17 protein-coding genes and 2 tRNA genes are annotated in these 19,238 nt (G+C 71.0%); 10 read left to right on the forward strand and 9 right to left on the reverse strand.

Going from position 1 to position 19,238, the window contains the following annotated elements; genetic code table 11:
* Positions 1–53: 53 nt before the first annotated feature.
* Genes recD through recC form a run of 3 tightly spaced genes read right to left on the reverse strand, consistent with a single transcriptional unit; the run spans position 54 to position 8,493 of the window.
* Positions 54–1,847: an exodeoxyribonuclease V subunit alpha gene (gene recD, locus B8W67_RS01330; protein WP_085301948.1), complete on the reverse strand. Its 1,794-nt coding sequence runs from the start codon at positions 1,845–1,847 to the stop codon at positions 54–56.
* Entirely contained in the window at positions 1,844–5,170 is a 3,327-nt protein-coding gene (gene recB / locus B8W67_RS01335; RefSeq protein WP_085302029.1) for an exodeoxyribonuclease V subunit beta, read from the reverse strand. The genes recD and recB overlap by 4 nt, the downstream gene beginning before the upstream one ends.
* Positions 5,167–8,493, reverse strand: a complete 3,327-nt coding sequence (gene recC, locus B8W67_RS21205) for an exodeoxyribonuclease V subunit gamma (RefSeq protein WP_085302031.1) — start codon at positions 8,491–8,493, stop codon at positions 5,167–5,169. Before recC ends, recB begins: the two co-directional genes overlap by 4 nt.
* Before the next feature lie 187 nt (positions 8,494–8,680).
* On the opposite strand from recC, the gene B8W67_RS01345 reads away from it, so the two are divergent.
* Together B8W67_RS01345 and B8W67_RS01350 are read left to right on the forward strand one after the other, a co-directional pair.
* Positions 8,681–9,061 (forward strand): type II toxin-antitoxin system VapC family toxin, encoded by a 381-nt coding sequence (locus tag B8W67_RS01345; RefSeq protein ID WP_069392444.1) that lies wholly within the window; start codon positions 8,681–8,683, stop codon positions 9,059–9,061.
* Between the two features lie 56 nt (positions 9,062–9,117).
* The gene (locus tag B8W67_RS01350; RefSeq protein ID WP_069392445.1) at positions 9,118–9,894 is read left to right on the forward strand and encodes a class I SAM-dependent methyltransferase; all 777 of its coding nucleotides are present in this window, start codon (positions 9,118–9,120) and stop codon (positions 9,892–9,894) included.
* Here B8W67_RS01350 and B8W67_RS21490 read toward each other — a convergent pair.
* The 3 genes from B8W67_RS21490 to B8W67_RS01365 all read right to left on the reverse strand — a co-directional run bounded on the left by B8W67_RS21490 (position 9,891) and on the right by B8W67_RS01365 (position 13,072).
* The gene (locus B8W67_RS21490) at positions 9,891–11,555 is read right to left on the reverse strand and encodes a PPE domain-containing protein (RefSeq protein ID WP_085301950.1); all 1,665 of its coding nucleotides are present in this window, start codon (positions 11,553–11,555) and stop codon (positions 9,891–9,893) included. The genes B8W67_RS01350 and B8W67_RS21490 overlap by 4 nt on opposite strands.
* Before the next feature lie 120 nt (positions 11,556–11,675).
* The gene (locus tag B8W67_RS01360) at positions 11,676–12,542 is read right to left on the reverse strand and encodes a cytochrome c biogenesis CcdA family protein (RefSeq protein ID WP_085301952.1); all 867 of its coding nucleotides are present in this window, start codon (positions 12,540–12,542) and stop codon (positions 11,676–11,678) included.
* Positions 12,539–13,072 (reverse strand): redoxin family protein, encoded by a 534-nt coding sequence (locus tag B8W67_RS01365; RefSeq protein WP_372507455.1) that lies wholly within the window; start codon positions 13,070–13,072, stop codon positions 12,539–12,541. The genes B8W67_RS01360 and B8W67_RS01365 overlap by 4 nt, the downstream gene beginning before the upstream one ends.
* 64 nt (positions 13,073–13,136) lie before the next feature.
* Here B8W67_RS01365 and cynS point away from each other — a divergent pair, with 64 nt between their 5' ends.
* Entirely contained in the window at positions 13,137–13,595 is a 459-nt protein-coding gene (gene cynS / locus B8W67_RS01370; RefSeq protein ID WP_443677263.1) for a cyanase, read from the forward strand.
* Between the two features lie 60 nt (positions 13,596–13,655).
* The gene (locus tag B8W67_RS01375) at positions 13,656–14,780 is read left to right on the forward strand and encodes a patatin-like phospholipase family protein (RefSeq protein WP_084228911.1); all 1,125 of its coding nucleotides are present in this window, start codon (positions 13,656–13,658) and stop codon (positions 14,778–14,780) included.
* A 9-nt stretch (positions 14,781–14,789) separates the two neighbouring features.
* On the opposite strand, the gene B8W67_RS01380 is transcribed toward B8W67_RS01375, so the two are convergent.
* The 3 genes from B8W67_RS01380 to B8W67_RS01390 are packed head-to-tail and all read right to left on the reverse strand — an operon-like array spanning position 14,790 to position 17,150.
* Entirely contained in the window at positions 14,790–15,485 is a 696-nt protein-coding gene (locus tag B8W67_RS01380) for a crotonase/enoyl-CoA hydratase family protein (RefSeq protein ID WP_069392821.1), read from the reverse strand.
* The gene (locus B8W67_RS01385) at positions 15,482–16,396 is read right to left on the reverse strand and encodes a DUF8453 domain-containing protein (protein WP_084228909.1); all 915 of its coding nucleotides are present in this window, start codon (positions 16,394–16,396) and stop codon (positions 15,482–15,484) included. Before B8W67_RS01385 ends, B8W67_RS01380 begins: the two co-directional genes overlap by 4 nt.
* 37 nt (positions 16,397–16,433) lie before the next feature.
* Positions 16,434–17,150: an MBL fold metallo-hydrolase gene (locus tag B8W67_RS01390; protein ID WP_069392835.1), complete on the reverse strand. Its 717-nt coding sequence runs from the start codon at positions 17,148–17,150 to the stop codon at positions 16,434–16,436.
* A gap of 87 nt (positions 17,151–17,237) precedes the next feature.
* Between B8W67_RS01390 and B8W67_RS01395 the strand changes: the two genes are divergently transcribed.
* From B8W67_RS01395 to hadC, 6 genes are all read left to right on the forward strand, one after another.
* Positions 17,238–17,310 (forward strand) — tRNA-Thr (locus tag B8W67_RS01395).
* A gap of 35 nt (positions 17,311–17,345) precedes the next feature.
* Positions 17,346–17,419: transfer RNA gene (locus B8W67_RS01400), tRNA-Met, on the forward strand.
* A gap of 36 nt (positions 17,420–17,455) precedes the next feature.
* Entirely contained in the window at positions 17,456–17,623 is a 168-nt protein-coding gene (gene rpmG / locus B8W67_RS01405; protein WP_069392819.1) for a 50S ribosomal protein L33, read from the forward strand.
* Between the two features lie 27 nt (positions 17,624–17,650).
* Positions 17,651–18,130, forward strand: coding sequence for a (3R)-hydroxyacyl-ACP dehydratase subunit HadA (gene hadA, locus B8W67_RS01410; RefSeq protein ID WP_069392818.1), 480 nt, complete (start codon positions 17,651–17,653; stop codon positions 18,128–18,130).
* Entirely contained in the window at positions 18,117–18,545 is a 429-nt protein-coding gene (gene hadB / locus B8W67_RS01415; RefSeq protein ID WP_069392817.1) for a (3R)-hydroxyacyl-ACP dehydratase subunit HadB, read from the forward strand. Before hadA ends, hadB begins: the two co-directional genes overlap by 14 nt.
* Positions 18,546–18,560: 15 nt before the next feature.
* A complete protein-coding gene (hadC, locus tag B8W67_RS01420) occupies positions 18,561–19,061 on the forward strand; it encodes a (3R)-hydroxyacyl-ACP dehydratase subunit HadC (protein WP_069392816.1) in 501 nt (166 codons plus the stop codon).
* The last annotated feature ends 177 nt before the right edge of the window (positions 19,062–19,238 follow it).

Below are 19,238 nucleotides of genomic sequence, written 5' to 3' on the forward strand. Positions count from 1 at the left end.
TCGGCCCGGGGGTGGCGAAAAGAGCCCCCGACTCGACCCGGTGGCGCGGCGGCTCAGGTGGTGCGCAGCCGCTCGGCCAGCCCGCTGGCCCGCACGGCGCGGCGTTGCAGCGCGGCGCGGATCGCGGCTTCGGAGCCGACGATGCGGACCTTGTGCTGCGCGCGGGTCACCGCGGTGTAGAACAGCTCCCGGGTCAAAAGCCGCGACTCCATCGGCGGCATCAGCACGCTGACCTCGTCGACCTGGCTGCCCTGGCTTTTGTGGATCGTCATCGCGTACATGGTCTCCACGTCGGCGAGCCGGCTGGTGGCCACCGGCAGTGGCCCGCTCGCCGTCGCCAGCACCGCGCGCAGCCCCTCACCGTGCACCGCCACCACCCCGGTGTCGCCGTTGCGCACACCCAGGCCGTAGTCGTTGGCGGTGACCAGCAGCGGCTGACCGGCGTACCACGGCGCCCACGCCGGGTCGTCGGTCTGCTCGGCCACCCACCGGCGGATCTGCCGGTTCCAGTGCGCCACCCCGTGCGGGCCGTTGCGGTGCGCACACAGCAGCCGGTGCGCGTCGAGGGCCGCCAGGGCCGCCTCGGCGTCGCCGCTCACGGCGGCGCGGCGCACCGCCAACGCGTGCGGCACCACCACCGCGCGCACCCGCGGTGCCGGGTCGACGCCGTCGTCGGCGCCGATCCACTCCAGGTGCTCGCCGCCGGCGGCCAGCAGCCCCATCACCGCATCGGCGTCACCGTCCCGGATCGCGCTGGCCAGCGCCCCGATCGACTCGCCGAACCGGTGGGAGGTGGCCAGGGTCGCCACCCGGGTGTCGGGGCGGGCGGTCAACCCGTCGACGAGGTCGGCGAGCACCGCCCCGGCCTCGACCGAGGCCAGCTGGTCGGGGTCACCGACCAGCACCAGCCGGGTGTCGGGGCGCACCGCCTCCAGCAGCCGCGCCATCAACGTCAGCGACACCATCGAGGTCTCGTCGATGACGATGACGTCGTAGGGCAACCGGTTGGTCCGGTCGTGGCGGAACCGCACCGAGCTGCCCGGGCGCCAACCCAGCAGCGCGTGCACGGTGGTGGCCTGCAACCCGGCGAGCCGGTCACGGTCCGCGGCCGACAGTTCGGCCACCTTCTCCGCGACCGCCTCGGTGAGTCGGGCGGCCGCCTTGCCGGTCGGGGCGGCCAGCGCGATCCGCAGCCCGGCCCGCCCGTCGTGCTGAGCCTGCGCGGCCAGCAGCGCCAGCAGTCGCGCCACCATCGTGGTCTTGCCGGTGCCCGGGCCGCCGGTGAGCACGGTGACCGACTGCCCCAACACCACCTCCGCGGCGGCGCGCTGCTCGCCGTAGCGTCCGGGTGGGAAGTACCGGTCGAAGGCGGCCGCGTCGGTGCTGACCGGTCGCGGTGCGGACAGCGCCAGCAGATCGGAGCAGACCTGCTGTTCCTCCCGCCAGTAGCGATCCAGGTAGAGCAGCCGGTCGTCGTGGACGTGCAGCACCTGCGCGGCCACCAGGGGACTGGCCGTGATCGCCGCCAGCCACTGCCGCGGCTCCGGCCACGGCAGCGTGGCCGGGTCCACACCGTCGCCGGGTGCTGCGGCCGCGACCTCGGCGGCCACCCGGTGCAGATCCACGCAGACCGACCCGGCTCGCAGTGCGCGCACCGCCAGCGCCACCGCGAGTGCGACCGACGGATCGGGATCGGCGCCGAGGGCGGTGAGGCGCTGGGCGGTGTGCACGTCGGCGGTCTCCAGGACCCCGGCGTCGTTGAACTGCCGCAGCACGCCGCCGGCTCCGGCGGCGATCCGCCAGTCCGGCCCGGTCCACGGCGTCGCGCCGTCGGGTGTCGCGGTCATGACGCCACCGGCCCGCGGTGCAGCAACTCCGAGAGGGCGGTGACCAATCCCGGTGGCGGCAGCCAACTGAACACCCCGGTCGGATGGTCGTCGATGCGGGGGGTGTCGGGCCCGCACATGCCGCGTAGGAACAGATACACCACACCGCCGAGGTGGCGCCGCGGATTGTAGTCGGGCTGGCGCCACCGCAGGAACCGGTGTGCCACCGCCGCATACAGCAGTGCCTGCAGCGGGTAGTCCGAGTGCAGCATCGCCTCGACCAGCGCCGCGGGGCCGTAGTCGCCCGCCGACTCGCCCAGAAAGTTGGTCTTGTAGTCGACCACCAGATAGCGGGGGCCGGGCAGGCGCAGCACGGCGTCGATCGACCCGGACAGGTAACCGCGCAACGATTGGCCGCCGAGGGCTTCTGAGGCCAGCCGGTCGGCGTAGCAGGCGAACGGATCGGAGGCGGGCAGGTGCTCACGCAGCAGCGGGGCGAGGTCGGCCAGTCGCAACTCCGGGCCGTCTGGGCCGTCACCGCCCATCAGGGGGATCTCGAAATCCAACTCGCACAACCGATCCTGAAGACCGATCTGACGCAGGGTCAGATCCTCGGCCAGCGGCCCCAGGGGGGTGTCCTGCATCGGCAGCAACGCGACGGCCAGATCGGCGGGGGCAACGTCGATCGGCCACCATTGGGTGTGCCGTTCGATCTCGGTGCGCAACGCCGCTGTCAGATCAGCTGCCGTCGGGTCGGTGGTCTCCAGCGTGGCGTGCACCAGGGACCCGAACGCCGCCCCGCGTGGCAGATCGGCCATCGGCGAACGGATCTGGGTACCGGGAGTGTCGGCGACGCCGGTGGCGGCCGCGGCGATCTGGGGTTCGTCGAAGGGTTCATCGAAGGGCTCGTCGGAACGCACCGCGACCTCCGGCTCCGAATGCACCCCGGCGGTTCCGGCCTGCTCGGCGTGGCGCAGCAACGCCGAATAGGAGGTGCGCCGCCACCCGAGGTCGATCGCGCGATCGAAGTGGCGCACCGCGAACGGGCCGTCGGCCTCCTGCCGGGGCGCGGTGACCGGCGGGCCCACCACCGAGGGCTCCAGCGTCAGCGCCCCGGCCTGTTGCCAGTCGGTGAACACCGCCCACGCGTCGGCGTCGGTGACGGCGCGCTCGCAGGCCACCGGGACCTCCGCCTCGCCGCGGCGCCGGCCGCGTAGCAGCCGCGACAACCCGCCGTTGACCTCGTCGTAGGTCGGGGCCCACCACGCCACCACCTGGCTTTGCGCCCGGGTCAACGCGACATAGGTGAGCCGGATGTTGTCGCGGGCGGCCTCGAGCCGGTGCAACTCGTTGACCGCACGCCGATCCGGGGCGTGCCGCCCACCGAGGTGTAGACAGCGGACGTCGGCGCCGTCGGCGGTGTCGTGATAGAGCAGGATCTCGTCGCGGAAGATGTGCCGGTTGAACGCGAACGGCAGGTACACGATCGGGAACTGCAGGCCCTTGGCGACGAACACGGTCATGATCTGCACGGCCGCGGCGTCGCTGTCCAACCGGCGGTTGCGTTCGGCGGCGCCGGTGCGCTCCTCGCACTGCCGGCGCAGCCAGTCGCGCAGGCCGGGCAGCCCCAGCCGGTCACGGTGGGCGGCCTCCTGCAGGAGCTGACCGACGTGCACCAGGTCGGTCATCAGCCGTTCCCCGCCGTGCCGGCTGAGCACCCGCCGGCCCATCCCGGCGAGTTGGGCGGCCTCGAGCACCGCGGCGATCCCGGCGCTGCGGGCATGATCGGTCCACTCGCGCAGCGTGTCGGCGACCCGGTCGGTGAGCAGGTCGCCCTCGCGCGACAACGTCTCGGCGGTCTCCCCGAAGAACGCGGTGCACGCCGCGGCCCGCACCAGCGCGCTGCGGTGCGGCTGGTCGAACGCCTCCAGCAGGCACAGCCAGTCCCGGGCGGCCGGTGAGGTGAACACGTCGGTGTCGCCGGTGTAGACCACCGGGATGCCCGCCTCGACCAGTGCGTCGCGGCAGGCCCGGGCGTCGGCGTGCGCACCGACGATGACCGCGATGTCACCGGCTTGCACCGGCCGGCCGTCGAACTGCGCCCCGGAGCCCAGCAATGCGCCGATGTCGGCGGCCAGATCGGCGGGGATGTGGTCGCGCAGCACCGAGATCGGCACCGTCTGGGTTCCGCTGGCGCCCACGGTGTCGCGGGCCACGACCCGCAGCCGCACCGGCGCGTTGTGCGGTGCCCCGCTGAGCCGGTGACCGGGCCGGTCCGCCGCGACCGGCTGCGCCACGATCTCCGGGTGGCCCAGCTGCGCACCGCCGAGCAGCACCTGCAGGCTGTCGACCAGCACGGCGTCGCTGCGGTAGTTGGTGGTCAGGGTGCGCCGGTCGTCGGCGCTGCGGGCGGCGGCCAGATAGGTGTAGATGTCGCCGCCGCGAAACCCGTAGATGGCCTGTTTCGGGTCACCGATCAACACCAGCGTGGAGTGGCCGCGAAACGCCCGGTCGATGACCTGCCACTGCACCGGGTCGGTGTCCTGGAACTCGTCGACCATCACGATCGACCAGCGCCGCCGCATCCGTTCGGCGGCATCAGATCCGGCCTGGCTCAACGAATCCGCCAGCCGGGTCAGCAGGTCGTTGTAGCCGAGCACCCCCAGGCGGCGTTTGCGCCGGTCCAGCTCGTCGAGCACCTCCAGGGCGAACTGCCGGCGCGCGGCGGTCGCCGAGCCCGGCTCGGGATCACGCGGTCGCAGCTGTGCGGCCGGGTCCTCGACGACGCGGGTCGCCAGCTCCAGGGCCTCGTTGCGGGTGAGCGCCGGCGGGTTCTCGTCGTGGCCGAACCGGGCCAGATAGAGGTCGTCGACGATCTCGGTGACCAGATCGGTGAGGCTCTCCACCAGGGTCACCGATGGGTCGGTGTCCCCGGCGACCCCCAACGATTTGAGCACCAGCGAACAGAACTGGTGGATGGTGACGATGGTGGCGGCGTCGAACCCGGCCAGCGCCGCCCGAAGCCGGCGCACCCGCTCGGCGCGCACCGCCTCGTCGACGTCGCGCAGCTGGGTTTCGAATGTGTTGGCCGGGCTGCGCCGGTCTTCGAGCACCGCGAGTGCGGCGGCGATCTGGTCGCGCACCCGCTCGCGCAACTCCCGGCTGGCCACCCGGCCGAAGGTGATCAGCAGCAACTGGTCGAGGGTGGCGTGGCCGTCGGCGACGTACCGGGTGACCAGGCCCGCCAGCGCGAACGTCTTGCCGGTGCCGGCGCTGGCCTCCAGCACCAGGGTGGACCCGGGGGAGGGTAGCGGGCCGGACAGCTCGAACGGCGCGGCGCTCACAGCGTCGTCTCCGCGGCCAGCAGCGGTGTCCACACCCGCATCGCCAACGCGCCCAGCCGGGTTGCCTCCCCGGCCCGGGCCTCCTCGGGGCGCGGCGCGGTGAGCAGGCGCTGCAGGTCGGCGCCGGCGCCCCACGCCATCCGGTGCGCGGGGGTGTCGTTCTCGCCGGGGAACCTCCCGTTGTTCCATTCGGCGGCGGCCGCAGCAACGGGGTCGTCGCCGTTGCGCCGGGCGGTGGCCCAGGCGTAGGACGTCTTCAACGGCAGCGGCAGCGGTTCGCACCGGCCGGTGTCGTAGCAGGCGACCAGTTCGGCCAGGGTGGCCGCCGGGTCCGGCGACGGCGCCAGCAGCCGCTGCGCGGCGCGGGTGCCGCGACCCCGTCCGATGCACAGCGCGCTCCACTGCCGTCCCGGATGGCCGGCCGCCAACGCCAGCAGCGGGATCCAGGCCTGCAACAGATGTTTCGCGGCCAGCCGCGAGTAGGTCACCGCCACGGTGCGTTCACCGTAGACGGGGGACACGGTGCCGCTGAGGCGCCGGCCGTCACCGAGGTCGACGTCGACGTCGTAGCCGGCGGGATCGCCGACCCGGTGCGGCAGCGCCGCCTCGGCCAGTCCGCGGGCCTGGTCGCGGATCTCGCAGGCCGCGCGCATCCCGATGCGCCCGGGCGGCAGCGTTCCGCGGCGCCACTCGGCGTTGGCCGCCGAATCGGGGTGCATCCCGGCGAGCATGTCGTGCAACATCCGGTCTCCGACGGACCATTTGGCCAGGTTGTCGATCTCGACGGGCATGGCGTCGTCGACGCCGTCGACCTCGTACGGCAGGGCGAAATCCAGGGCCCGGAAGAACCCCCTGACCGGGTCGGCGAAGAAACCCAGCAGGTCGGTCAACGCGACGTCGGTGGCGGGCGGGGTGGCCAGCCGGGCTCCGAACAACGCCGGCGGGTCGCTGCGCCGCCCGGCCGCCGCCTCGGCGGCGGTGAGCGCGACCGGGTCGAAGGTGAACGGGGTGTCGGGGATGCCCAGGGCTCCGGGGCGAACGTTGGCGGCGTCGAACGGTTGCAGAGGGTGACCGGTGAGCACGGCGGTGCGCACCGGCTCGGCGGTGGTGGCGTCCAACGCGTCGAGCAGCTCGGCCAGTGGCACCGCCGGCGGCTGGGTCTTACCGGTGTGCTCGTCGGCGCCGGTGTAGGTGATCACCAGCGTCTCGGTGGCCGCGCAGACCGCGTCGAGCAGCAATTGGCGGTCCTCGGAACGGATGTCGCGCTCACCGGTGCGCGGCGCACGGGCCAACACGTCGTCGCCGTCGGGCAGATCCAGCCGGGGGAACACCCCGTCGTCCACGCCGACCAGACAGACCACCCGATGCGGCACCGACCGCATCGGCACCATGGTGCACACGGTCAGCGACCCGGTGCGGAAATTCGCCCGGGTGGGCCGCCCGGCCAGGCAGTTGCCCAAAAGCGACCGCACGTCGGGCAGCAGCAGGTCGGTCCCGGCGCGGTCACCGGCATCGGTGAGCACCTGGGCGAATTCGCGGTCGAGTTGTCCTTGCTGCCAACCGTCGTCGGTGTCGACGCGGGTCAGAGCGGCCACCGCATCGGTCAGCGCGGCCAGCCACGCGGGCAACGGCTGAGCGCCGGTGAGCGAGTCGAGGGCCCGCTGGACCCGGTCGACGAACTCGGTGAGCCGACCGGCCAACTCCACCCGGTTGCTGCCGACGTCGTCGAGCGGCAGCGCGGTGCCCAGCCAGGCCTGCGAATCCTGCGACATCGCCACCCCGGTCAGGATCCGGTCCAAGCCGAACCGCCAGGTGTTGTGCACGAAATCGCCGAGGCCGTAACGGCGTCGATGCTCGGCGTCGAAACCCCAGCGGATGTTGGTCTGCTGCACCCAGCCGGTGATCACCTCGATGTCGTCGTCGGTGAAGGCGAACCGGCCCCGTACCGGCGGCGCCTGCGCCAGGTTGAGCACCGCCGAGGCGGTGGCCCGCCCGTCAGCGAGGTCGAGCAGTTCGGCGGCGACCGCGAGCAGCGGATTGGTCTGGTGCAGCGCCCGATCGGCGAGCTGCACGCGCAGCAGATGCGCCGGATGGTTCTCCCCGGCGAGCTCGCCGAGACCGAACCCGGCGGCGATCAGCGGGGCGTAGGTCTCGATGTCCGGGCACATCACCACGATGTCGCGGGGCTGCAGGGACGGGTCGTCGTGGAGCAGGCCCAGCAGCACCTCGCGCAGCACGTCGACCTGCCGGGCCGCGCCGTGACAGGAGTGCACCTGCACCGAGCGGTCCCCGGCGCGGTGGTGGCGCCCGGCCGGGCGCACCGCGTTGGCGGCGATGTCGGACTGCAGCCACCCCAGCAGAGTGTCGGCGGCGGGTGCCGGCCCGAGATAGTCGTCGGTCGCTGCCGTCGGCAGGGCGCGGCGCAGCTCGCGCGCGTCGCGGCCCAGCGTGGTCAGCAGGGGATGGGCGGTGACCGTGGCACTGGGATCGTCGCGGCGCGCCACCGCGGGTCCCGTCGCCATGTCCTGCATCTGACGCCACAGCGCGTCGGAGGGGTGCGGCAGCCACAGGTGCAGCTCGTGGTGGGTGGCCAACGCGGTCAGCAGTTCCACATCGGTGACCGCCAGCCGGGTGTGCCCGAACAGCGACAGCCGGGCGGGCACCGCGGGCAGCGCCGCGGCGCGCAGCCGGTCGAGCATCTGCTGGTGGCGCCGATGCGGGGGGACGACCCCGTCCACGGCGACCAGAGCGACCAGGGCCCGCCACAGCGGCGGCTGCCAGGCCAGGTCCTCGTCGAGGGGACCGCCGGCGCCATCGGTGTCCGCACCGTCGAGCCAGTCGACCAGCAGGTGCGGGCGCTGCCGGGCGTAGGAGGCGAACAGCCCGGCCAGCCGGCGCGCCACCGCGTAGCGGCGGCCGCGCCGCAGCAGCGCCTCCGCGCCGTCGTCGAAGTGGCCCAGGTGGGCGGCGAGAATGCGGCACCACGGCTGATCGCAGTGGGCGTCGATGACCGCCAGCAGCGGCCAGGTCAGTGCCTCCGGTGACCACGGGTCGGCCCGCTCGGGACCGTCGATCCCGGTGTGCACGGTGAGCTCGGCGATCAACGACGCCGGGGACCGGAATTGCACACCGGCGCAGACCCCGTCGCCGCCGATGGCGCCCAGCAGATGCGAAAGACGCTGGGACAGCCACCGTTCCACGCCGCGGGCCGGCACCATCACCACATCGGTGGCGAACGGGTCGGTGGGCGGGACCGCCAGCAGCGCACCGAGCCGCTCGGCGAGCAGGTCGGTGCGCTCGGCGCGGTGCAGATGGAGCGGCACATCGCCCACCTTAGGACCTCGCCCCGACACCGAACCGCGGCCCGGCCGGCGAGACCTCATGCCCGGCTGGCAGACAGATCGGGAGGATGAGCACCGTGACCGAATACACCGCCACGCCCCGGCTGACCGCGCGTTTCGGGCAGGTGTTGGCCTTCACAGCAGTGATGGACGGTTCGAACGGGCCCCGGTGAAGGCTCTGCTGGACACGAGCGTGGTCGTCGCCACGGATGTCGGTCCACTGGACGGAGACCTCGCGATCAGCGCTGTAACACTGGCCGAGCTGCATTTTGGTGTCCTGGCGGCCGCGCAACGCACGGTTCGGGCCGAACGGTTACGTCGACTGCTGGTGCTGCAACGGTCCTTCGACGCGCTGCCGGTCGATGGCGCTGTGGCCGCGAGCTTCGGGCAGATCGGCGCTGCGGTGCTCGACGCCGGGCGGCAGCCACGTGCCCGCTCGATGGATCTGCTCATTGCGGCAACCGCCCATGCACACTCGGCCAGGCTCTACACACGCAACGTCGACGAATTCCGTGGACTGGAGGCCCTGATCGACGTGGTGCCGGTGTAGGCGGACTTCCGTATCGGCGGCGTAATCCCGGTGGGAGCCGGTGCGACAATGGGCCCATGGCAGCCAGCACGGCCCCGCGCGGGCAGTACGGGATCGACGGGTCGTTTCACACGGTGTCGGCGCGCGGACAGGCCGCGGCGCTGACCGTCGCGGCGGTCGGCCTGGGCGGATACGCCCTGCGCAGCGCGTCACGATCCCGCTGGGGGCGGGCGGCGGTGGCGGCGGCGCTGGACGCGGGGCTGTGCGGTCAGGCCGGGCTGTATCTGCACGCCACCCGGCGCGGCAAGTTCGCGGTGTGGGCGGAGATCCTCGATGCGCTCGCGCTCACCGGCGACGAGACCGTGCTCGACATGGGCTGTGGCCGCGGTGCGGTGCTGTGCGCCGCGGCAGCGCGGCTCACCACCGGCCATGCGATCGGTGTGGATCTGTGGCAGGCCGACCAGACCGGCAACACCCCGCAGACCACCTTGGCCAATGCAGCCCTGGAAGGGGTCGCCGACCGGGTGGAGGTGCGCACCGCCGACATGACCGCGCTGCCGCTGGAGGACGCCAGCATCGACGTCGTGGTCTCCAACCTGGCGATCCACAACATTCCTGGCGAGGAGGGCCGGCTGGCCGCCCTGCACGAGGCGGTGCGGGTGCTGCGTCCCGGTGGGCGGCTGGCGATCGCCGACCTGTGGGGCACCGACCGTCACGCCCACCGACTCGGTGAACTGGGTTGGCAGCGGGTGCTGCGCCGCAATCTGGGGTGGCGCATGTGGTACGGCGGTCCTTGGGCGCCAACGCATCTGGTGACCGCCACGAAACCCGACAGCGCCGGGCCCGCCGGTTAGCCCCAGGTCCCCGGCAGCAGCGGCATCCGGCCGCCGGCGGTGTCGTCTTCGGGGTGGGGTTGGCCGGCCGCCCGGGTGAGCCCGGATGCCGCGATCGGTTCGACGGTCGCGGCGGTTCCGGGCATGCCCACCGTGGCCGAACCCCGCTCGGAGGCCGTGGTGGTCGTGGCGGGGCCGGTCGCGGCCGGCCCGGCCCACTGCGGTTCGACCTCGACGGTCATGTCGACGGTTTCGTTGCCGTGGTCGTGTCGGGTGGCGTGGCGACGCCGGCGGGCACGACGTGCCGCGGCGGTCGCCGCCCGTGCTGCCGCGGCGGCCGCGGCGCCGTCGGGTTCGCGGGCCTGCCGCGGTGTGCCGGCCCCGGTACGCATCCCCGAATCGATGTCGATGCGCGGCGGCCCGGCGACGAACGGCGGCACGACCGTCGCCGCGCCGGTCGCGGGCGGTGCCGACGGCGGCGGCCCGCCGGAGGCCGGTGCCGGTGCCGGGCCGGCGGGTGCCGAACCGGGCGCCGGCGCCGGTGTTCCCGGGGCGGCCACCGGAGCGCCGGCGGCCGCGGGCGGGGTCCAGTCGGCGGGCAGGTCGGTCGGCAGCGGCAGCGTCGCCGGCGGAGCGGGCGGCGCCAGGGCGGCCAGGCCCGCCAACCCCGCCAGCCCGCCGCCGGCGGTGACCGGGGCGAGCGCGGCGCCGGCCACCGCGAGCAGCAACTGCGGCGACTGGCTGATCGCGGTGATCATCTGCGCGACGTGGGTGGGCCAGTCGAACAGGGCCACCGCGACCAGATACTGCATCGACTGCAGCGCCTGCGCCGGGTTCTGGCCGAACTCCAAGGCGTTTTCGAACAGCTCCAGCGAGCGGGCCAGATACCAGATCGGTTCGGCCGCATTCCAGTAGTAGTCGTACGGGTTGCCGTTGAGCAGCCCGGCGGCGGGATCCCAGTGCACTCCGAACACGTCGAGGACGCGGGCCACCACATCGGTGAGGGCGTTGGAGATCATCGGCTGATGCGCGGTCTGGGAGTTCTCGATCCCGAGGCTTTTCAGCAACGGCTCCAGCGCATCGAGCAGCGGCTGCAGCGGGTTGGCCGGCGACGGCTCGGTGGGCTCGGCCGGTGTGGTCTCGGCGCGCAGGATCGGTGGAGCGGGCGTGGTGGCCGGCATCGCCGCCAGGGCCGTTTCGCTGGCGACCTGGTAGAGGCTCATGGTGGTCGCCGCCTGCACCCACATCCGCACGTAGTCGGCCTCGTTGACCGCGATCGGAATGGTGTTGATCCCAAAGAAGTTCGTCGCCACCAGCGTGGCGTGCACGGCGTGGTTGGCGGTCAACTCCGGTGGGGTCGGCATCGCGGCGAGCGCGGTGGTGTAGGCCGCCGCGGCGGCGTCGTGGCGCCCGGCGGCTGTCGCGGCGTCGAGGCTGGCCTGCTGCAGCCATGCCTGGTAGGGCAGGTGTGCGCCGCGGTAGATCGTCGCGGTGGAGCCCTGCCATGCCTCAGCCTGCACGCCCGCCAGCACCGCTTCGAGGTCCGCGGCCGCCTCCGCGTAGCTGGTGCTCAGCGCGGCCCAGGAGTCGGCGGCGGTGAGCAGTGCGGCCGGGCCGGGCCCGGAGTGCAGCAACGTGGAGTGCACCTCCGGCGGCGCCGCCATCCAGACCGGCGCGGTCATCGGGCGCTGCGCACCATCACGACCGACTCCATATGCCACCCTTCCTCAACAAAAAGTTTGGACATCCGAAATATTAATATCGGACTGGGGTGACTCGCTAGGGTGCGGGTGCGACGTCGGTCAGTCGCTGCGCGCGGCGCCGTCTCGCCGGGGCCACCGCACCGCGGCGAGCGCCACGAGCGCCGCCAGACCCGCCAGCAGCGGCCACACCCCCACGGCGTCGACCAGCCCGGCCAGCCAGCCTTGGACCGCGGCGGCCGCGCCGATGACGGGGTCGTCGTCGGGGGTGGAGTCGGTGAAGAACATCCGCGCCTCGTAGTAGCCGTAGTAGGCGACGTAGAGCCCGGTGAGCAGCACCACCGCCCCGACGATCCGGTTGATGTGCGGCAGCACCCGGCGCAGCGCGGCGGCCGCCGACGCACCGGCCAACGCCACCGCCAGCGCCGCGAGACCCACCGTGATCGTCATCCCCGCGGCGTAGGCGAGAAAGGCCAGCAGACCGGTGACGACGGAGCCCTGCTGGAACGCGGTGCCCACGACCGCGAGGAACGGGGCGATGGTGCAGCACAGCGACGCCGTCGCGTACGCCACGCCGTAGCCGTACATCGACCGCAGGCCCGCGCCCGGAGCACGCTCACCGACCGGGTTGGGCATGAGCACCGTGAAATCCCGACCCGACAGCAGCCAGGCGCCCACACCGATCAGCATCACCCCGATCCCGATCGTGGCCAGCGGCAGATACTTCTCCGCGGAGACGACCAGCGGTGCGATCAGCAACCCGAAGACGCCGAAGACGGTGAGGAACCCGGCGGCCATGGTCACCGTGGCCGCTGCCGCCCGGGTCAGTGCGGCCGGCTGGGATCGCGGCTGGGCGCCGCCGGCGATCACCAGCATCAGATAGCCGGGCAGAAAGGCGAAACCGCACGGGTTGAGGGCGGCGACCAGGCCGGCACCCAACGCCAGGCCCAGGGCCGCGGTGTCGATCACGATCCGGTCAGCGCCGCCACCCGCTGGTCGAGGTCGTCGGCGGAGAGTTCGCCTTTGACGACGCTGACCTCGCCGTCGGCGGTGACGAACGCGAACGCCGGCTGCGCGGTGACGCCGAACTTCTTCCACACCGTGGCGTCGGTGTCGGCCAGGTGGGTCATCTGCCCCAGCGAGTACTTCTCGACGAACTCCCGCATCGCCGGCGGCTGGCTGGCGGAGGCGACCCCGACGAACGTCACCGTTGGGTGGGCGTCGGCCGCGGCGCCGACCATCGGGGCTTCCCGCTGACAGGTCGGGCACCACGGCGCCCAGAACCAGAACACCGCGGGGGTGCCGCGCAGGGTGGCGCCGTCGAAGGCGTCGCCGTCGAGGGTGGTCGCCTGGAACTGCAGCTGCGGCGGGCCCTCACCCGACGTCGGCGGATTCTCCGCGGCGCTGCCGCAGCCGGCGAACACCAGCAGCACACCGACAAGCGCCACCAGCAGCGAGGCGAGCCGGCCACGGCGCCCCACGGCGGTGGACGACGGCAGCGAAGGCACCACGGTGGACATTGCCGACCACCGTACCGATCCGGGAGGGCGCATGCTGGAAGGCATGAACAGAAACGACATCACCGAACAGATCGTGGTGGCCCGGCTGCAGGCGGGGCTGAGCTGGCAGGACCTGGCCGACGCCATCGGCCGCCCGGTCGTGTGGACCACCTCGGCGCTGTTGGGTCAGCATCCGCTGCCGGTGGAGGCCGCCAAAATCGTGGTGGACACGCTCGGACTCGACGCGGCGGCGGTGCCGGTGCTCGCCGCGGTGCCGATGCGGGGCGCCCTGGATTCCCCGGTGCCGACCGATCCGACGATCTACCGGTTCTACGAGGCGGTGCAGGTCTACGGCACGGCGATCAAGGAACTGATCCACGAACAGTTCGGCGACGGCATCATGAGCGCGATCAACATGAGCGTCGACCTGCAGAAAAAACCCCATCCCAGCGGGGATCGGGTGGTGGTGACCTTCGACGGCAAATTCCTTCCCTATGAGTGGGTTTCCGCCGCCGAGCGGTAACCGGCGATAACCGGTGATAGCGGTCACGGGCGCGGGGCGGCCGAGTTAGCATCGACAACCGTGGCACCGGCCGAGGCATCTGCGGGCTCGCCGCTGCGGGCCGATCTGGTCCTGTCCGGCAGCGGCGTGCGATTCATCGGGTTGGTCGGCGCCGTCGTCGCGCTGATGGAAGCCGGATACTCCGTCGAGCGGGTTGCCGGGGTCTCCGGCGGCTCCGTGGTGGGTACGGTGCTGGCGGCCGCGTCGGTGGGCGATCAGCTGACCCCGGCGGAGATCAAGGAGCTGGCGCTGTCGGTGCCGCTGCGGCGATGGCGTGACGCCGGCCCGCTGCCCCTGGTCGGGCAGGCCTGGGGGTTGCTGCGCGACTCCGCGCTCTATCGCGGCGATGTTGCCCACGACTGGATCCGCGGCGAGTTGGCCAACCTCGGCGTGCGGACCTGGGGGGATCTGCGTTACGACGGCGATGCGCTGCTACCGGAGCGCCGCTACCGGGCGGTGGTCAACGTCGCTGATGTGACCACCGGGCAGTTGGTGCGCCTGCCGTGGGATTACCGGCGGGTCTACGGCCTGGATCCCGACGAGCAGTCCGTCGCCGATGCGGTGCGCGCGTCGATGGCGGTGCCGTTCTTCTTCCGGCCCGTCACCCTGCGCAGCGTCGACGGCCGGATGTCGACCCTGGTGGATGGCGGCGTGCTGTCGAATTTTCCGGTGTACTCGTTCGACCGTCGGGACGGTCGCGCACCGTTGTGGCCGACGTTCGGGATCACGGTGATGCCCGAACTCAGCGCCGGCCCGGGCGGGATCGAAGAACTGGTGCCGGTCTTGAAACCCTTGCGGCTCTTCGATCATGCCTCGCTGCTGGAGAACCTGATCACGACCATCCTGGTCGGCCACGATCACGCCTACCTCACCCAGCCGTGGGTCAACGTGCGCGCGATCCGGGTCAACCCCACCGACATCGGTGTGCTCGATTTCGGGGTGTCCCGCGCGCGGCTGGAGCAACTGTGCGACAACGGCTACGCCGCGATGCAGGAATTCCTCACGACCTGGGACTGGCCGGCCTATCTGCGCATGTTCGATCGATCGCACTATGTGCATCCCGAGGTGCAACCCGAGGTGCATCCCGAGGTTCATCCCGAGACGGGCATCCCGAGTCACCCGCCGACGACGCCTGACGGCCCGTAAGGCGGTTCCTCAGGTCGCGAATTCGGCTTCGATGCCGTCGATTCCGGCGCGCAACGCCTCCAGCGCCCGGGCGCGAGCGCGTAGCTTGCTGGCCGCGTGGGCCCGCTGGTGCAGCCCCGCGAACTCCCGGGCGGCCTCCTCGGCGCGGTCGAGCACCACCTCGGGCAGCACGATCTCGTCGACCCAGCCGGCCGCCAGCGCAGCCTCCCCGAAGTACACCTTGGCCAGCCCGACCGCCTGCTGGTAGGCCGACGGGGTGAGCCGCAACTCCATGATCGCCAACGCGGCATACGGCAGCGTCATCCCGATGGCGACCTCGTTGGCCTGGATGTTGCAGGCCGGGGCCGCCACCCGGTGATCGCCGCAGCACAACAGGAACGACCCCATCGCGATGGCGTGGCCGGTGCAGGCGATCACGACCGGTTTCGGGTACGACAACAACCGGTGGGCCAACTCGAACCCGCCGCGCAGCATGCCGATGCCCGCCTGAATGTCGCCGCCGGTCAGCACTTTCAAGTCGAACCCGCCGCTGAGCACCCGCTGGTTGCCGGCGATCACCAGCGCGCCGACATCGTCGCGGTCCGCCTGGTCGAGGGCCTCGCCGATGGCCTGCTGCATCGCCGGGCCGAGCGCGTTGACCTTGCCGTCGTCGAGGGTGATCGTCGCGATCGAGTCCTCGCGGCGATAGCTGACGGGGTTATTCATCGTGGATCGTCACCGTTCCTGGGTCGGGGAGGGGTCTCGGGCAGTCCGCGGTGGCGGCCCGCCGCGGCGGTGTCGAGGCGCACGGTGGCGTCGGGGTCGACCCCCTGCTGCGGGGGCGGTGGGCCCTGGGGCGCCGGAGGGGCCTGTTGGTCGCGCCAGCGTTCCTGGACGTCGCGGGCGGCGTGCTCAATCCGGTCGATCTCCTCGCGCAGCACCTCGGGGCGGTTCTCTTTGGCCGCGTAGTGAAAGTAACTGAGCACCCCACGCAGCAGCTCCAGCTTCTGCTTCTCCCGGCGGGCCAGGTCGTGGGTGGTCATCAACTCGATGCGTTGGGTCGGCGGCAGCGCGGTCCAGTCCAGCAGAATCTCGCTGCGCAGCGGTGTGCGCCGCGACCGCCGGCCCCGCCACCACCGGCCGCCGCCGTCGGCGGGCCGGTCGTAATAGGTGAGGGTGCCGGTGAACACCGACTCGATCTGACTACCGATCTGGGCGCGGTCGCGGGCCGAATCCCAGACCAGCCGCCACTCCTGCCCGGGCGCCAGGCTCGGCAGACGCTCCGGGAGGTCGAGTTCCACGACGTCGGCGAAACCGTCGGCGGCGTTCTCGTAGGCCGCCACCGTCGGCGGGCTGGTGAACGAGAACCCGATGTCGTAGGCGGTGCGTTGGCCGAAGTTGCGGACCACCAGTTCGATCAGATGCCAGTCGGTGGGGTGCGGCTCCATGAACATCGCCGCCGCCGGCCGGGACTCCTCGGCGCGCAGCTGACGGGCCTTACGCAGCTGGCTGAGCACGAACAGCAGCGCCAGCAGCGCCAGCACCAGGGTCAACCACACCGCGATGGCCAACCACGTCACCGGCCCGGCGTGTGTCAGGTCATACCACCGGTCGTCAAGCCACCTGGTCACAATCATCCTCCGCTCATACCGCCGCCGACGCTGACAGCCGGGGTCAGCCGCCCATCATCATGCGCCACTGTTCCAGGGTGGTGGGGCGGAACACATAGTTGCTGCGGGTGACCTCCGAGAGTGCCGCGCTGGGGTCGGTGGAGTACCAGTGGCCCGGATACACCGTGGGATCACCCGGCAACGCGGCGATTTTCTGCAGGCTGCGATACATCTCGTCGGAGTCGCCGCCAGGAAAATCGGTCCGGCCGCATCCGTCGAGGAACAACGTGTCGCCGGCGACCAACCGTCCGTCGAGCAGGAAGCATTGGCTGCCCGGGGTGTGCCCCGGGGTGTGCAGCAGCTCGATCGGGATGTCGCCGACAGTGATCCGGTCGCCGTGCTCGTGGCCGGTCAGGTCACCCACGGCCACCCCGGTCACCCGCGACACCCAGTCGATTTCGGCGCTGTTGACGTGGACCGGCACGCTGGTCCGTTCCAGCAACTCCACCAGGCCGTTGAGCTCGAAGCCCATCATCGACCCGCCGACATGGTCGGGGTGATGGTGGCTGACCAGGACCCCGGTCAGGCGCATCCCGTCGGCTTCGACCGCGTCGACCAGATCGGCGGCGGCATAGGCCGGGTCCACCACCACCGCCTCGCCGGTCTGCCGGTCACCGAGCAGGTAGGAGAAGTTGCGCATCTGTGTGGCGATCGGGTCCCCGGCGGCGTAGTCACGTCCGGAGAGCAACTGGCGGAAGTAGAGGCGGTCGGAATCAGCCATGAACACAGCGTAGTCACCTGCGGTTTGGTGCGGATGGGGGCCAGACGGTACCCTCTTTTCTGGCCCGCTGCGCGACCAGCGGGTAAGGCCCCCTTAGCTCAGTCGGCAGAGCGTTTCCATGGTAAGGAAAAGGTCAACGGTTCGATTCCGTTAGGGGGCTCGGTGACGCCGGGCAGGCTGGCGGCGGGTACCCGAGGCGATGTAGCTCAGGTGGTTAGAGCGAACGACTCATAATCGTTAGGTCGCCGGTTCAAGTCCGGCCATCGCTACAAGTCAACCCCCAAGTGTGAAAGAGGACAGCAGACGTGGCCTCCAGTACCGATGTACGGCCCAAGATCACCTTGGCCTGTGACGTGTGTAAGCACCGCAACTACATCACCAAGAAGAACCGGCGCAACGACCCCGACCGGCTGGAACTGAAGAAGTTCTGCCCCAACTGCGGCAAGCATCAGCCGCACCGCGAGTCGCGCTAAGGCGCCAAACCCGTAGGATCGCAGAACGTGGCGCTATCTCAAGAGCTCGTCGGGAAGCACTACCGCTACCCCGACCATTACCAGGTGGAGCGGGAAAAGATTCGCGAGTTCACCCTCGCGGTCAAAAACTCCGACGCGATATTCCAGGACGAAGCGATCGCGGCTGAACGCGGTTATGCGACGTTGCCGGCACCGCTGACGTTCATCTCGGTGTTCGTCTACAAGGCCCAGATCGCGTTCTTCGACCACGTCGGTGTCTCCCTCAACGACGCTCAGATCGTTCAGGTCGACCAGGTGGTCAAATATCACCGACCCGTGGTGGCCGGAGACAAGCTTTACTGCGACGTGAGCGTCGACTCGCTGCGCACCGCGCACGGCACCGACATCATCGTCACCAAGAACATCGTCACCAACCGGGACGACGAAGTGGTACAGGAGAGCTACACCACGCTCGCGGGGCGTAGCGAAGAAGATGGGGAGAGTGGCTTTTCCGATGGCACTGCGTGAGTTCAGTTCGGTCCAGGTCGGTGACCAGTTGCCGGAGAAAACGATTCCGTTGACCCGGCAGGACCTGGTCAACTACGCCGGCGTCTCCGGCGACCTCAACCCGATCCACTGGGACGACGAGATCGCGAAACTGGTCGGGCTGGACACCGCGATCGCCCACGGCATGCTGACCATGGGCATCGGCGGCGGCTACATCACCGATTGGGTCGGCGACCCGGGCGCGGTGACTGAGTACAACGTGCGGTTCACCGCGGTGGTGCCGGTGCCCAACGACGGCAAGGGTGCGGAGATCGTGTTCTCCGGCCGGGTGAAGTCGGTGGACCCCGAATCGAAGTCGGTGACGATCGCGATGTCGGCGACCACCGGGGGCAAGAAGATCTTCGGGCGTGCCACGGCCTCGGCGAAGCTGGCGTAGGCGGGTCCCGAGCCGATGGCACTGAACAGGGATATCCGCGGGATGGTCCACGACTATCCGGACTATTTCATCGTCGGGCGGGAGAAGGTCCGCGAATACGCCAAGGCGGTCAAGGCCGAAGACCCTGCCACCTTCGACGAGGACGCCGCCGCCGAACTCGGACACCGTGCTCTGGTCGCCCCGCTGACCTTCATCTCCACCATGGCGCTGCTGGTGCAGCAGCATTTCTTCCGCGTGGTCGACATGGGCATGGAGACCATGCAGATCGTGCAGGTCGACCAGAAGTTCGTTTACCACAAGCCGCTCTACGCCGGCGACAAGGTGTGGGCGCGCATGGAGGTCGAGTCGGTCAACGAACGGTTCGGCGCCGACATCGTGGTCACCAAGAACAGCCTGCGTGACGACGACGGGGACCTGGTCATGGAGGGATACACCACCATGATGGGCCATGAGGGCGACGACTCGATCGGGGTGAGGTTTGATCCCGAGACCGGTCAGGTCGTCCGCAAGGACTGATTAGTAACCGAGGGTTGCGGCAGGGTACACTCGGACCTCGGGGTTTTCCCTCTACCAGCGCGCTGCCTATCGGTTTTCACCGGCCGGACGGGGAGCGCGCTAGTCATGAACGCCGACGCCGATGGGAAGCGGCGGCGCTCGTGTAAGCCTCGGCGTGCGGGTTGGGCTGCCAACCTC

The organism is Mycolicibacillus koreensis (genome assembly GCF_002104795.1).
GTDB classification, from domain to species: Bacteria; Actinomycetota; Actinomycetes; order Mycobacteriales; family Mycobacteriaceae; genus Mycobacterium; species Mycobacterium koreense.